Below are 14,001 nucleotides of genomic sequence, written 5' to 3'. Positions count from 1 at the left end.
CCCCCCACTACGGAAAGCCCCATGACTGCCAACGCCAACGCGACCCGCGTCCTCGTCCTCAACTCCGGCTCCTCGTCGGTCAAGTACCAGCTGCTCGACATGGCGGACGGCGCCCGGCTGGCCGTCGGCCTGGTCGAGCGCATCGGCGAGGACTCCTCGCGGCTGGCCCACACGCCGCTGGCGACCGGCGGCACCAAGCGCGAGATCACGGAGCGGATCCCCGACCACGCCGCCGCGCTCAAGGCCGTCGCCGACGAGCTGGCGGCCGACGGGCTCGGCCTGGACTCCCCCGAGCTGGCCGCGATCGGCCACCGCGTCGTCCATGGCGGCAGCGAGTTCACCGAGCCGACCCTGATCACCGACGAGGTCATCGCGCACATCGAGCGGCTGATCCCGGTGGCCCCGCTGCACAACCCGGCCAACATCACCGGCATCCGCACCGCCCAGGCGCTCCGCCCCGACCTCCCGCAGGTCGCGGTCTTCGACACCGCCTTCCACACGACGATGCCGGAGCACGCCGCCCGCTACGCGATCGACACCGCGACCGCGGACGCGAACATGATCCGCCGCTACGGCTTCCACGGCACCTCGCACGCCTACGTCTCCCGCGAGACGGCGAAGCTGCTGGGCAAGGACCCGTCCGAGGTCAACGTGATCGTCCTGCACCTGGGCAACGGCGCCTCCGCCTCGGCGGTCGCCGGCGGCCGCTGCGTGGACACCTCCATGGGCCTGACCCCGCTGGAGGGCCTGGTCATGGGCACCCGCTCCGGTGACATCGACCCGGCGGTCATCTTCCACCTGGCCCGCACCGCCGGGATGTCGACCGACGAGATCGACTCGCTCCTCAACAAGAAGAGCGGTCTGATCGGACTGTGCGGCGACAACGACATGCGCGAGATCCGCCGGCGCATCGACGAGGGCGACGAGCAGGCGAAGCTCGCCTTCGACGTGTATGTGCACCGGCTGAAGAAGTACATCGGCGCCTACTACGCCGTGCTGGGCAAGGTCGACGCGATCGCCTTCACGGCGGGCGTGGGCGAGAACGCGGCGCCCGTCCGCGAGGCCGCCGTGGCCGGTCTGGAGGAGCTGGGCCTGGCCGTGGACGCCGATCTCAACGCGCAGCGGGGCGACGCGGCGCGGCTGATCTCCCCCGAGTACGCGCGGGTCGCCGTCGCGGTCGTCCCGACCGACGAGGAGCTGGAGATCGCCACCCAGGCATACGCCCTGGTCAGCGCCTGACTCCCCCGGAATCGGGGCCTCCGTCCCTGTCCTTTCCCACAGCTCGAATATTCCGCTCCGAAACAAACCGATAGGATCTGCCCCATGCGCCGTTCCAAAATCGTCTGCACCCTGGGCCCTGCCGTCGACACCTTCGAGAAGCTGAAGACGCTGATCGAGGCCGGCATGAACGTGGCCCGCTTCAACATGAGCCACGGCTCCCACGCGGAGCACGAGGAGCGGTACCACCGCCTTCGCAAGGCCGCGGACGAGACCGGGCGCGCGATCGGCGTCCTGGCCGACCTCCAGGGCCCGAAGATCCGCCTGGAGACCTTCGCGGACGGCCCGGTGGAGCTGGTGCGCGGTGACGAGTTCACCATCACCGCCGAGGACGTCCCCGGTGACAAGACGATCTGCGGCACCACCTACAAGGGTCTGCCGGGCGACGTCGCCAAGGGCGACCAGATCCTGATCAACGACGGCAACGTCGAGCTGCGCGTGACGGAGGTCGACGGCCCGCGGGTCAGGACCATCGTCATCGAGGGCGGCGTCATCTCCGACCACAAGGGCATCAACCTGCCCGGCGCGGCGGTCAACGTCCCGGCCCTGTCCGAGAAGGACGTCGAGGACCTGAAGTTCGCGCTCGCGATGGGCTGCGACATGGTCGCCCTGTCCTTCGTCCGCGACGCCAAGGACGTCCAGGACGTCCACCGCGTCATGGACGAGGTCGGCCGCCGCGTCCCGGTGATCGCCAAGGTCGAGAAGCCGCAGGCCGTCGAGAACATGCACGAGGTCGTCATGGCCTTCGACGGTGTGATGGTGGCCCGTGGCGACCTGGCGGTGGAGTACCCGCTGGAGAAGGTCCCGATGGTGCAGAAGCGCCTCATCGAGATGTGCCGCCGCAACGCCAAGCCGGTGATCGTCGCGACCCAGATGATGGAGTCGATGATCACCAACTCGCGCCCGACGCGCGCCGAGGCCTCCGACGTCGCCAACGCCATCCTCGACGGCGCCGACGCGGTCATGCTCTCCGCGGAGTCCTCGGTCGGCGCCTACCCGATCGAGACCGTCAAGACGATGTCCCGCATCGTCGAGGCGGCCGAGCAGGAGCTCCTCTCCAAGGGCCTCCAGCCGCTCGTCCCCGGCAAGAAGCCGCGCACGCAGGGCGGTTCGGTCGCCCGCGCCGCCTGCGAGATCGCCGACTTCCTCGGCGGCGAGGCGCTCGTCGCGTTCACCAAGTCCGGTGACACGGCCCGCCGCCTCTCCCGCTACCGCACGGCCCAGCCGATCCTGGCCTTCACCACGGACACCGCGACCCGCAACCAGCTCGCCCTGAGCTGGGGCGTCGAGACGTTCGTCGTCCCGCACGTGGACAACACGGACGCCATGGTCGACCTGGTCGACGCGGAGCTGCTGAAGCTGCACCGCTACAACGACGGCGACACGATGGTCATCACCGCCGGCTCGCCCCCCGGCGTCCCCGGCACCACGAACATGGTGCGGGTGCACCACCTGGGCGGGGAGAACCGCTAGGTCCTCCCGCTGTCCTGACGCGCGGCCGGGCCGTCACCTCTGACCTGTCAGAGGCGACGGCCCGGCCGTTTTCCTTCTCCGGTTTCCTTTTCCGGTGCGGCTCCCGGGCTTTGCGGGGCGGGGCTACGGGTATGTCCCGTCCGTGATGTAGACCTTCATGTTCGGGATGGTGAGGGTCCCGCCGTACTGGCCGCCCTGACGGATCTTGACGTCGGTGTAGCTGATGGGGATCGGCAGCTTCAGGCCGGGTATCAGCGGCGGAGGATGGGAAGCGTTGATGGTCATCGGGATACCGAGGAGTTTGCCCTTCAACTCCTCCGTGTACAGGGTGACTTCGCCACCTCTGATCGTCGAGGTCTTGCCCGGACCGGACTGGTGGTAGACCCTCCCCCGGTCGTTGACGAGCGCGTGGAGATCCCGGATGTCCAACCCGTCCGCGGTGAACTTCACGACGGACTTCTTCTGCCCGCCCACGGTGGTGATCTCCTTGATCCCCTGGTAGGTCAGCCCGCGCAGCGTGAGCTTGCTGGACTCCAGGAACCAGGGGTTGTTGGCGAAGCCCGCCTGCTTCCGGTCGGCCCCGGCCTTGGGGGTCGGGCAGGGCTTGGGCGTCTTCTCATCAGGAGATGTGGGGGTGGGGGACGGAGTTGCCGACGGCGATGCGGTGTCGGTCGCCTCCGGCGTCTCCGGAACGTCCAGGGTCTTGTGCGGCTGGGGCGTCGCCTTCGGAGTGGGCGAGGGGGACTGCTTCTTCACCGCGCTCGTGGGCGGGGTGGGGGTGGCGCTCTTCGCGCTCGGGGTCGGCGTGGGCGTATCCGTCGGCGGCGGCGTAGGAGTGGGCGTCGGGGACGGCGAGCTGGTCGCGGGTGGTACGGGCAGCGGGAGCCTGGGGAGCTTGCCGCGGAGTTTGTCGAGAAGGTCCTCACTGGGCGACGGAGTCGGCGTCGGTGTTGGCGTCGCCTCCGGCTTCGGCGTACGGCTCGGTGAAGGCGGAACCGTCTCCTTCGACTTCTTGGGCTTGTCCGCCTTGCCCTCGTCGTCGGCGGTCCTGCTCACATCCGGACTCGGGCTCGCACTCGGGCTCGGAGTACCGGGAGTGGCGTCCGGTGACGGCGACTGGTCCGGCGTCGTCAGGCAGAACGCGTCGCCGAACGGGTTCGGCGGCTCCGTCGGCTTGGCCTGGGCGAGTTGGGGCGTGAAGCCCATGCCCATGAGGACGGCGGTGGGCATCGCCGCGAGGGCGACCGCCTTGCCGACGGGCATGTGCAGCCGGGCCAACAGCGGCTTTCTGGGCGCGGCATGGCGCGGACCGGCCTTCGGCCGGTGTTCTTCTTCAGTGGACACGGTGTCCCCCGGTCATTCCTTCACGAGCGACGGGCCGGTGGGCGCGGCCGGATGGTCGGCGGGGCCTTCGTCCGGCGTCTCCTCCACGGGCCTGCCGGGTGCCCAGGACACGGCGAGTCCTCCGCCGACCATGGCGGGGAGCAGCCCCAGCAGGAAGGCGCCGAAGTTGGACACGACGAGCGAGACGACACCCAGCAGGATCGCCGCGACCCCGGCGAACACGCGCGAGTGCCGCTGGAACCACATGGTCAGTCCGAGCACGATCAGCAGAACGCCTATGATCAGCGACCCCGCACCCGCCGTTGTGGACAGCCGGATGCTCAAGTCACCGATCTTCATCGTCTGGTACGGGATGTACATGATCGGCACCCCGGCCAGCATGGTCCACAGCCCGCCCCAGAACGGTCGCCGCCCTCGCCAGTCCCGGAACGAACGGCGTGCGCTGCCGAATCCATTGACCGGCCGTGGTTGCGTCTCGGCGCTCATGATGTACAGCTCCTCGGAACTGGCGTATCGGTCGTACGTGAGCCGGGCACGGCACGGGCACGGGGCCGAAACCCGGGCCCGTACCCGCCCGTTCGGCGTGTCAGCGCGGCTTCACTTCGCACTTCTTCGCGCCGAGGCTGACACCCATGTCGAGGTCGGGGAGAGTGAAGGTGGCCGCCGTGGTCGCCCACGCCGTCTGGTTGACACCGTCGAACTCCACCGACTCGGCCTGCTGGGCGAACGAGCCGGGGACGCTCTTCTTCCTGTCACCGCTCGACTTGCCCGGACCCTTGGTGGTCGCGTCCGATGACACGCCGATGTCGATGTCCTTGAACGTCGCCTCGTTGACGTTCATTTGGTTCGCGTCGATGTACAGGCGCTCCGCTTCGACCTTCTTGCCCTTGTTGCCGGCCTGCAGCTTGAGGCCGATCGTGCCGAAGGGCGTATCGACGTTGACCGCCTGGCACAAGCCGGTGATGTTCGCGTGGCTGATCCCGACCACCGCGACCGGCTTGTGGTCCTTCGCGTCGGGCTCCGGGTTCTCGGCCGCGCCGTACTGGGTGAAGCCGGTGGCGGAGATGTGGTCGGCGGCCACCTGGAACTGCTGGCCCGAAACGCTGAACGACGCCGCCAGCGCGCCCTGCGCGATCGCCATCGTGACCGCGGCCGCCGCGCCGACGCTGGGAACCATGACGACGGCGAACCGCTTCCATCTGGTCCCACCGCGTGCCTGGGACTTCATGACTTGCCTCCTTCTCGGACGTACACCCCGGCACGGACTGGGAAGACCCCGGCCCGGGGTGGGAGACGTGCTACGTCCTCGGAAGCGGACCGCCGCGGCGCGCGGCGGCGTCCAACGCCAAGCCGCGACCGGTGCACCGGCGATCACCCCCGAGCGACAACCACGTGGCCACGCCTTGCGCGCAACCTCCGGGACAGGCCCAGCCGTTGGCGGCGGGGACCCCCCTGTCCCACGGCCGGCGGACAGCCGCCGGCCGGCCCGGTGGGGACCCAACTCCCGTGCCCCGGCCGGATGGCCGGGCCGCGGTGCTGGACCGGGTCCCGCCGATCGTGGTGCATTCCGGGGCGGGGCACAAGAGGTTCATTACTAGCGAGTAATTGCGGGGAGCGCCGGGAGGCGCCGGCGCCGCGACGGCCGGACACGGCGCGTGTCCGCCCTCCGCCCTCCGAGATGGGTGAACAACGGGAAAAACCCGGGCGAATGCCCGGGTTTCCCTTACTCGCGGTAGCCGCGAGGGAGTTTATAAAGATTTGATATAGCGCGACCGGTGTTTCCCCTGGGTCAGAACAGGGCACGCGACAGCGCCGTACGCGCCGCCGAGACCCGCGGATCGTCCGCCCCGATCACCTCGAAGAGCTCCAGCAACCGGACCCGCGCCGCGTCCCGGTCGTCGCCCGCCGTGCGCCGGATCGCATCGATCAGCCGCCCGAAGGCGTCCTCGACATGCCCGCCGACCAGATCGAGATCGGCCGCCGCGATCTGCGCCTGCACATCGCCCGGCGCCTCGGCCGCCGCCTTGCGCACCTGCTGCGCGTCCATGCCCTGGACCCGCTGGAGCAGCTCCGCCTGGGCCAGGCCCAGCTTCGCCTCCGGGTGGCCCGGGTCGTCGGACAGCACGTTCTTGTACGCCTGGATCGCACCGGCGAGATCGCCCTTGTCCAGCGCGTCGTGCGCCGCGCCCAGGGCCGCGTCGTACGGACCGGCGGGGACCGGGGCGTCCTCGGCCGCCTCCCGCTCCGCGCCCGGCTCGACCGGCGCGCCCACGATCCCGAAGCGCTCCTCCGACACCTGGACCAACTGGTCCAGCACCTGCTGGACCTGGGCCTTCGGCTGGGCGCCCTGGAACAGCGGCAGCGCCTGCCCCGCCACCACGGCGAAGACCGTCGGCACCGACTGCACCCCGAACTGCTGCATCAGCAGCGGGTTCTTGTCGATGTCCACCTTCGCCAGGACGAACCGGCCCGCGTACTCCGCGGCCAGCCCCTCCAGCACCGGCATCAGCTGCTTGCAGGGTGCGCACCATTCAGCCCAGAACTGAATGACGACGGGCACCTCGGCGGAGCGCTGAAGGATCTCCGCCTCGAAGTTCGTCTCGTCTGCGTCGAAGACCAGGCGGCCCGCGCCGCTCACCGGCGCGTCACCGCGGCGCGCGGCCTCGACCCGCGCCTGCTCGGCCTTCTGCTTGGCCTCCCCGGCCGCCTTCACCGCGGCGAGGTCGACCACTCCACTCATGGACATGTTCCGTGGCTGCATGGTCCCTATCCTCCCCCTTCCGCGGCGCGATCGGAAAAGTACGCAGCGAAATCGGCAACGCCGGGTCCCCACTCGGCGTCCGTGGTTGTCGCTCACTCGTCTTTCGCTACGCGTCGTAGCGTAACTGGAAGGGCCGGGCGGCGGCAGAGGGCCTCCGGCGATCCACCCGTGATCTACCTCATACCGGCTTGACTACCCGGCGGTAGGGTCAGCCCCATGACCCCTCCATCCCCTGGTTCCCCGCCCGGCACGCGCACCGGCCGGCCGCGCAGCGCCGAGGCCGACCGCGCGATCCTGGACGCGACGCGGGCCGCGCTGGTCGAACTGGGCTGGTCCAAGTTGACCATGGGCGATGTGGCGGCACGGGCCGGAGTGGCCAAGACCACGCTCTACCGCCGCTGGGCGGGCAAGAACGCGCTCGTCGTCGACGCGGTCGCCGACCTCTTCGACGAGCATCTCGAACTCCCCGACCGCGGCAGCCTCCAGGCCGACATCGAGGGCGTCGTCCTCCGCTTCGCGGCCCTCCTCGACCGCCCCGAGACGAAGACCGCCCTGATGGCCGTCGTCGCCGAATCCACCCGCGACGAGGCCCTCCGCGAACGCATCCGCTCCGCGATAGTCGAACGCCAGAAGGACCTCGTCCTGCTGGGCCGCGAACGCGCCCAGGCCCGCGGCGAACTCCCCCGCGAGGAGGAACCGGCCGCGGCCGCCCGCACGGCGGACCTCATCTTCGACGTGATCGCCGGGGCGGTCGTCCACCGGACGCTGGTGAGCGCGGAGCCGGTGGACGGGGAGTGGGCGCGGGGGTTCACGGCGTTGCTGATCGGGGGGTTGGCGGGGAGCTCCGCTTCCCCCTGACGAGGAGATAGGGGCCGCGGCGACGGCTACCAGACCCCTCTATAGGTAACGGTCCTTCCAGGACCGACTTCCTGCACGACACGTGCGGCCAACGCCTCACCCCGACGCTCCAGTTCCTCCTTTCGCGCCTCGCGTTCGTCCTCTTCGCGCTCCTGCAGGTACAGGTCCATGTTGGCGTCGACGTCCGCCGACCACTTGTACAGGTCATCGACCAAGCTGTCGGACAGGCCGAGTGCGGCAGCCGGATCGTCCGGGGCGAAATCCTCGAACCCCTCCGCACGGAGCGGGTACCACCGGTACTCGCCCTGGACGATGACGTGAAGGGGATGCGGTGGATCGCCATGAGCACCGAGGGTCCAGTGCAGACGCCGGCAGCCCCAGCAGACGAACTTCGCCGACTCGTGCTGTTCGTCCCAGTAACGCACCACCCATGCGGGCCCGAGGTGCGCGGCCAGCAGTTGTGCCTTCTCCCTGCCCTCCTTCACGTGCTTGCGAAGCTCAGGACGAGAGGCGAACCCGGCGGCTGGGCGGGACATGGCCCAGGAGGCGAGGCTACGGACCAAGTCCTCGGGAACCCCCAGGGCGGGATCATCGCCCCGTACGTTGCAGGTGAAGTCAGGGACGTCCGGATGGATCTCTGTCTCCGGCACATACAGCGGGGACTGCTCTCCCAGTGCACGGACGAGGAGATGACGAGGATCAGCGTCGTGGTTCATGTGCCAACGAAGTACAGATAGCCGTGAGAGGCGATTGCAAACTCAGCCGCAGCTGCCAGCTTTCGAACGGTACCACTCCTCATTTCCATGGGCAGTCCGTTCAACTCATCAATAAACTCCCCCAGTTGGATCTCGTTCAGCATGGTGTCACCGCAGCGCTGTACGCAACGCATGAGGCTTCCCTCCGGAGCTGCCTCACACAAGGCCAACAGGGTTCCCTTACGGTCGTCGTGAGTCTTGGCCATGCGCCCATGGTTCTGGTCTTCCACGTATACGACGAGGGGCATCCAGTGCATCTCTTTTCATAGGTGTTGTTCACGGAAACCGCAGGCGGGGCGGGTCTGTTCCTTCCCCGCCTGCGGTCATCTGTCAGTCCCCGGAGAAGTACATGTAGCCGCCGCAAGCCGCTGCTTGCTGAGCCATCTCAGTCACGTGACGGATCACTTCCGTCTTCTGTTCTTCGGGGAGCTGGTGCAGTTCTCTTACGAACCGCTCAAGCTGGAGTTTGTTCAGCATCGTGTCACCGTAGCGCTGCACACCTCGCATGATGCTGCCCTCCGGGGCTGCCTGACATGCTGATGTGAAGCTCTCCGCAGCATCATCTCCGACCTTCTCCGAGATACGCTCGTGCTGCTGGTTCTCCAGGAAGATGTACACCTCTCGTACCTTCCCGTCACGTGGCCGGCTTCTCGATCGGATACATCGTGCGGACGCTTCCCCACTTGTCCTGTGCAAGAAGGAACCACGACGTAGGTTTACTACCGGTCTTTTCGGACGTGACACCGATCAGTCTGCCCACGTTGACGTAACGCTCGTAGTGGCCTGAGGGGTTCGGGCCGACGGCCTTGACTGTACCTGCCAGATCGACCAGTTCATCCAAGTCGACTGAAGCATCGAACACCCCTCTGTACGGGTCGATTTTTGCGCCTCCCTGGACGTGCTTGCCTCGAACATAGTCCTCGCCCACGTCGTCCAGGAGAGGCGGCATGCACTCCAGCGGGTTGCTGGCCATGGCAGCATGCCTGGCCCTCGCAGCCTTGACGACTGCGCAACCCGCCGATGTCCTCTTCGCATCGTTTACCCTCTTGCCAACCCCGGCAAGAACGTCGCCCTTCACGCCAGCGGCTTTCGCCGCCTTCCATGCGTCAGCAATGCCAACGCCGGTCCTCAGAGCCTCGTCGAGCCTGACGATGGCCTTGACCGCAGCCGCGATCTTCTCCCCCGGTACGAACGCGACGGCAGCCCAGGCGCACCCGGAGGCACTGCCGTGCCAACAGTCGACGAAGTCCTGGGTTAGCGCAGTCCAGATTCCCTTGAGGAACGCCTTGTCGACTTCCTTGACGATGTCCCAGTTCGAGAAGTGCTTGGTGATCTGCTTGGTGAGGCCCTTCTGGGTCTGCGTACCGAGGAAAACTGTGTCGGCCTTCGGACAGCCGGCTTCCGTAGCAGGGACGTCAGGGTTGCTGCACAAGTAGAAGCTGACGACTGCGTCGAAGCGAAGGGTGAAGGTGACGTCGCAGCCGCTGTTGCCCATGCCCAGAACACACGTGGTCGACTCGGGATCGCCATTCGGTGTGACCTTGTCAACCACATAGAAGGTGCGTGCGATACCGGTCCCCGCTCCTGTGGAGACCTGCTTGTTCGCTTGCTTCCGTGCAGCTTCCTCCGCAGCCTTCTGCGCATCCTCGGCTGCCTTCTGTGCATCCTTGGCGGCTTCCTCGGCCGCGGTGGCCTGCGCGTCGGCACGGTCGGCAGCGGCGCGGGCGTCCTTCGCCGCCTCTTCCGCCTCGCTCGCCGCCCTGCGGGCGCCCTCGGCATCCAGTGCTGCCTGGTCGGCGGAGCTACGGGCGTCCTTCGCGTGGCCCTCGGCCCGAGTTGCGGCCTTGTCCGCAGCATCGGCGTCTTCAGCCGCCTGCCGGTCGTGTTCGATCGTGCGGGCGAGCGACTTCGCCGCGTCCGCTGCGGCCTTCGCCGCCTCCGCGGCGTAACCCAGGGCTTCCTTCGCCGACTTGCGGGCATCCGCAGCGGATCCGGCTGCTTCGGAAGCCAGCACATACGCGGCCTTCGCATCGCCGGTCGCGGCATTGGCAACGCTCTGCGCCTGCTCGGCAGCCTTCTGGGCGTTCTGGGCATGCGCATCGGCGACGGCCAGTTGCTGCTCCGCGATGGCCTTCGACGACTGTCCTGTCAGCACCGCCAGACCGGCGACGGAGTCGGTGGTGACATAGGGAGAGCCGAGCTGGATCGCATCATTGGCCGGGGCAGCGACCTGCCTGGCTGCGTTGCGGGCGTCCTCCGCCGCCTGCGCGGTGGTGTGCGCATGGCCGGCGGCCTCGGCCGAGCCCGCTACTGCCTTGGCCGCCTCCGCCTTGGCCGCATCGGCCTGCTTCCTGGCGTTGACAGCTTCCTTCTCGGCGTCGTCGGCCAGCTTGACCGCAGCGCGAGCCGCCGTAGACGCCTCCTGGGACGCCCGGATCGCGTCGGCGGCCGTACTCGTCGCCGTCTTCACCGCGGCGTCCGCCCTCAGCTTGGCCGACTTCGCTGCATCGGCGTTGGAGCGAGCGCGCTTCGCGGCCGCCTCGGCCCGTGTCGCGGCGGCATCGGCGTCGGCAGCAGCCTGCGTTGCCGCATCCGCCTCTGTGCGTGCTGACTTCGCCGCGGCCTCCGCATCGCCGGCGGCCTTGTCCGCCTCATCGGCAGCCGCCCGAGCATCCTTGGCGTTGTCGTCGGACTCGTGGGCCTGGGCGTAGGCGTCCTTGGCATCGGCCTTGGCCCTGGCAGCATCAGCCTTTTGCGCCGCGTCCCATGCGTCGTCCCGCTTGGACTTGGCCTTGTCCCGCGCTTCTTCTGCCGACTTGCGCTTCTCTGTTGCGGTGGATTCGGCGGCTTCCGCCCTGCCCTTGGCCTCGTTGGCCGTGGTTGCGTACCCTTCGGCGTTCTTCTTGTGCTCGGCGGCCTCGGCCTGTTTCTGCGCAGCGGTCTCCTTCTCCGCCCGGGCCGTTGCCTCTTCCTTCTCCGCCGCGAGCCGCTTGGCATGTGCGGTGGCGGCTGCTGCCTTCGCATCCGCCTCGGCCTTCTCTGTCTCGGCAAGCTTGGCCTTGGCGGTGTCGCGGGCGTCCTTCGCATTCTTGGCCTGCATTGCTGCGGCATCAGCGGCAGCCTTGGCCTGCACCTTTGCTTCCTGTGCGGCGGCGGTACGGAACGCAGCCTTCGACGCAGCGGCTTGTGTCAGGGCGCGGGCGGCAATGGTCTCGCTGTCGCCAGCAGAGGCACGGGTTGCGGCGTAGGCAGTCTCGCCGGCCTTCGCGAGTGCCTCAAGCGCAGCAGCAGAAGCCTCGGTTACCTGTGCCTTCTGTTGCCCTACCAATAGACCGCGCCCCCTGGGAGCGCCTGCTTTGTCAGCGATCGCATAGGCGGCTTGCTTGGCAGCTTCTGCGTCGGCGGCGGCTTTCTTGGCAACGGATGCCTGAGACTTGATCAGGTCCAGCTGCTTCTTCGCCTCAGCCTGAGTACCTGCCACTCCCCTCTTCGCCTGGTCGAACTCGCCCTTCTGCGGGTAGCGAAGTACGTTGTCGGCGCCATTGTGGCCAGATGGGACGATGTCAAACTTCTGCGCACTGCTGCCGTTGCAGTCCCAGACCCACGCATCACGGCCGTTGTCAAAGGTGTGCAGGTCAAGGCAATTACCCGTGCCAACATTGCGCAGGCTAGTCGTGCCGTGCGTGGAGTACCGCCAGTTTTGCGCCCTGGAGCCGTTGCACGACCATATCTGAACCGCCGTACCATTTTCGGTTCCAGAGCTTTTGACATCCAAACATTTACCGGAGTCCAGGTTCCGCAACGCATCATCTTGCATAACCCACTTCTGCGCCCCAGTGCCATTGCAGGTGTAGAGCTGAACCGGGGTGCCATTGGAGGACTTTCCTCCTTGGACGTCCAGACACTTTTCGGGAGAGCCATGCGCGTGCACAATCACCGGGCTGTCCCCGATCCAGCCAGGTCCACCAGCGGACCAGTAGTCCTGCCAGCGCGCCAAATGGTCAGCAATCCAGGACTGCCCCAGCATCTCCCCAAGCGATTTTGCGCCAATGGTCAGAGCTCTGGCGGAATCACGGCTAGCATCGAGGATCTGGTTGCGTTGGAGTGCTTGCGAGACGACCTCCTGCTGCCATTCCTGTGTTGCCGCTGCAGCCTCCTTCCCGAGAACCTTGCTCGGATCCGGTGGGTTGCGCCAGGCACAGGTGGCGAAACGGGACTTCAGGTCCTCGACCGCAAGTCGGAACTCAAGGCTGTCCGGCTCAGGCGCAGTGCGCGGAAATCCACCGGAAGACAGGAAGATACGAGCGTTGTCCGCACCCGTCGGCTGCAGCGACCAATTCGCCAGGGTCCCCCACGCCTGATGCTCAGCGAATGCTCGTTGCCATTCAGGAGCCGGAAGCCCCGGGTCTGGGGCCTGATCATAGAGGGGGGTGCCCAGGTCCTTGACGGCTTTGACCGTGACGTCGTCAGCCCGAGGAGTCGGGTCCTTGTAGAACTCGCCTTCCTCCTTCCAGAACTGCTGTCCGATCCATTTCGAGAGGCCAGTCCGGTCAAAGAAGTTGTCTTCCGTTGCAGGTACTCCAGGGGGCCAGTGGAACCCCGACTCACTGAACCCGCCTGGTGTGGACAGACCGTCCAGTGGCTTCTTCCAGTCTTGGAGGCGGTCATAGAGAGCCGACCCTTCCTTATCGGCAACTCCCCTATCTTTTTCGAGCGCTTTGGAAAGCGGCGTGTGCTCCCAGTACTGCTGGTCGGCCGCCGAGTGAAGTTTGTCTGGTGGTTGATTCAGCGCGTCCTGCGCATAGGTGAAAATGGCTGGGCCGCCCATACGCAACACGCCGGCCATCAGGCACTGATCTTGCCTCAACTGTTCAGCTGCACCGACATCGAAGCCGTCGTAGCTGTCGTCTGCCAGCTGGGCGTCTGTAAGCCCGCGGAACGAACTCGGTCGTACAACCAAGGCAGCTAGAACAGCCATGGTCAGGACCGTCGCCATGACGACAGAAGCGATGAATCTGGATCTTCGTGATGGGGGTATGAGGAACCCCTGTCTGGCACGCAAGAGTGCATCCCCTGTTCTCGGTAGGACGGACGGATGGCACGTCCTGCGGGGCAGAGGGAACCTGCTGCCTCAGAGCGAGTTCAAGGAAGACTGTGCTGGCCCAGGCCGGTGATGCGCACGAACGGCCGGTGTCACGGCATGACGTGTTCCTGCCCCGCGGCGACGCTATCCGCCTGGTCATCCAATAGCTGGCATGCAGACTGACGGATCACTGAAGGCCCGCCAGGCACTGGAGTTACCCTACGCACAGGCAAGTGGCTCATACAAGGGGTAACTAGCGCCTCGCAGCTTGGTGTTGGTCGACCGCTGGCCGCCTAGCCGGCAGCACCCGAGTGCCGCCCCCGGCGGCGCCTCCTTGTCATCTGCGAGCACCCCTTGCCGAGCACGCCCAGACGCATGGGCCACTTGACCAAGGGAACCGCCAAAGGACACCCCATGGATCTGGTGAGCGCCCGTTCGTCACTCAGAGC

General features: G+C 67.3%; 11 protein-coding genes. 3 read left to right on the top strand and 8 right to left on the bottom strand.

What is annotated here, in order from left to right; translation table 11 throughout:
- The first annotated feature begins 21 nt into the window (after window positions 1-21).
- Together AB8735_RS25875 and pyk are read left to right on the top strand one after the other, a co-directional pair.
- Window positions 22-1,239, top strand: coding sequence for an acetate kinase (locus AB8735_RS25875; protein WP_372409680.1), 1,218 nt, complete (start codon window positions 22-24; stop codon window positions 1,237-1,239).
- Window positions 1,240-1,323: 84 nt separating this feature from the next.
- Complete coding sequence (pyk, locus tag AB8735_RS25870) at window positions 1,324-2,751, top strand: pyruvate kinase (RefSeq protein WP_344019354.1); 1,428 nt, start codon at window positions 1,324-1,326, stop codon at window positions 2,749-2,751.
- Between the two features lie 123 nt (window positions 2,752-2,874).
- On the opposite strand, the gene AB8735_RS25865 is transcribed toward pyk, so the two are convergent.
- From AB8735_RS25865 to AB8735_RS25850, 4 genes are all read right to left on the bottom strand, one after another.
- Window positions 2,875-4,095: a hypothetical protein gene (locus AB8735_RS25865; RefSeq protein WP_372409678.1), complete on the bottom strand. Its 1,221-nt coding sequence runs from the start codon at window positions 4,093-4,095 to the stop codon at window positions 2,875-2,877.
- Window positions 4,096-4,107: 12 nt separating this feature from the next.
- A complete protein-coding gene (locus tag AB8735_RS25860) occupies window positions 4,108-4,581 on the bottom strand; it encodes a DUF6114 domain-containing protein (RefSeq protein ID WP_372409676.1) in 474 nt (157 codons plus the stop codon).
- 100 nt (window positions 4,582-4,681) lie between these two features.
- Window positions 4,682-5,323, bottom strand: coding sequence for a DUF6230 family protein (locus tag AB8735_RS25855; RefSeq protein WP_372409674.1), 642 nt, complete (start codon window positions 5,321-5,323; stop codon window positions 4,682-4,684).
- A 561-nt stretch (window positions 5,324-5,884) separates the two neighbouring features.
- Window positions 5,885-6,856, bottom strand: coding sequence for a tetratricopeptide repeat protein (locus AB8735_RS25850; protein WP_344019348.1), 972 nt, complete (start codon window positions 6,854-6,856; stop codon window positions 5,885-5,887).
- 216 nt (window positions 6,857-7,072) lie between these two features.
- Between AB8735_RS25850 and AB8735_RS25845 the strand changes: the two genes are divergently transcribed.
- The gene (locus tag AB8735_RS25845; protein WP_372409671.1) at window positions 7,073-7,714 is read left to right on the top strand and encodes a TetR/AcrR family transcriptional regulator; all 642 of its coding nucleotides are present in this window, start codon (window positions 7,073-7,075) and stop codon (window positions 7,712-7,714) included.
- A 26-nt stretch (window positions 7,715-7,740) separates the two neighbouring features.
- Here the strand turns inward: AB8735_RS25845 and AB8735_RS25840 are convergent, their stop codons facing one another.
- The 4 genes from AB8735_RS25840 to AB8735_RS25825 form a co-directional block, all read right to left on the bottom strand.
- The gene (locus tag AB8735_RS25840) at window positions 7,741-8,430 is read right to left on the bottom strand and encodes a hypothetical protein (RefSeq protein WP_372409670.1); all 690 of its coding nucleotides are present in this window, start codon (window positions 8,428-8,430) and stop codon (window positions 7,741-7,743) included.
- Window positions 8,427-8,675: a hypothetical protein gene (locus AB8735_RS25835; RefSeq protein ID WP_372409669.1), complete on the bottom strand. Its 249-nt coding sequence runs from the start codon at window positions 8,673-8,675 to the stop codon at window positions 8,427-8,429. The genes AB8735_RS25840 and AB8735_RS25835 overlap by 4 nt, the downstream gene beginning before the upstream one ends.
- Window positions 8,676-8,799: 124 nt before the next feature.
- Entirely contained in the window at window positions 8,800-9,087 is a 288-nt protein-coding gene (locus AB8735_RS25830) for a hypothetical protein (protein ID WP_372409668.1), read from the bottom strand.
- Window positions 9,088-9,103: 16 nt separating this feature from the next.
- Window positions 9,104-13,465, bottom strand: coding sequence for an RICIN domain-containing protein (locus AB8735_RS25825; RefSeq protein WP_372409666.1), 4,362 nt, complete (start codon window positions 13,463-13,465; stop codon window positions 9,104-9,106).
- Between the last annotated feature and the right edge of the window lie 536 nt (window positions 13,466-14,001).

It is taken from the genome of Streptomyces luteireticuli (genome assembly GCF_041519305.1).
Classification (GTDB): Bacteria; Actinomycetota; Actinomycetes; order Streptomycetales; family Streptomycetaceae; genus Streptomyces; species Streptomyces luteireticuli.
This window is presented reverse-complemented; position numbering and strand designations above follow the sequence as displayed.

Bases quoted from the DNA above. Each gene is read 5' to 3' on its own strand.
- AB8735_RS25875 (WP_372409680.1), top strand. From the start codon at position 22: ATGACTGCCAACGCCAACGCGACCCGCGTCCTCGTCCTCAACTCCGGC.
- pyk (WP_344019354.1), top strand. From the start codon at position 1,324: ATGCGCCGTTCCAAAATCGTCTGCACCCTGGGCCCTGCCGTCGACACC.
- AB8735_RS25860 (WP_372409676.1), bottom strand. From the start codon at position 4,581: ATGAGCGCCGAGACGCAACCACGGCCGGTCAATGGATTCGGCAGCGCA.
- AB8735_RS25855 (WP_372409674.1), bottom strand. From the start codon at position 5,323: ATGAAGTCCCAGGCACGCGGTGGGACCAGATGGAAGCGGTTCGCCGTC.
- AB8735_RS25850 (WP_344019348.1), bottom strand. From the start codon at position 6,856: ATGCAGCCACGGAACATGTCCATGAGTGGAGTGGTCGACCTCGCCGCG.
- AB8735_RS25845 (WP_372409671.1), top strand. From the start codon at position 7,073: ATGACCCCTCCATCCCCTGGTTCCCCGCCCGGCACGCGCACCGGCCGG.
- AB8735_RS25840 (WP_372409670.1), bottom strand. From the start codon at position 8,430: ATGAACCACGACGCTGATCCTCGTCATCTCCTCGTCCGTGCACTGGGA.
- AB8735_RS25835 (WP_372409669.1), bottom strand. From the start codon at position 8,675: ATGGCCAAGACTCACGACGACCGTAAGGGAACCCTGTTGGCCTTGTGT.
- AB8735_RS25825 (WP_372409666.1), bottom strand. From the start codon at position 13,465: ATGGCGACGGTCCTGACCATGGCTGTTCTAGCTGCCTTGGTTGTACGA.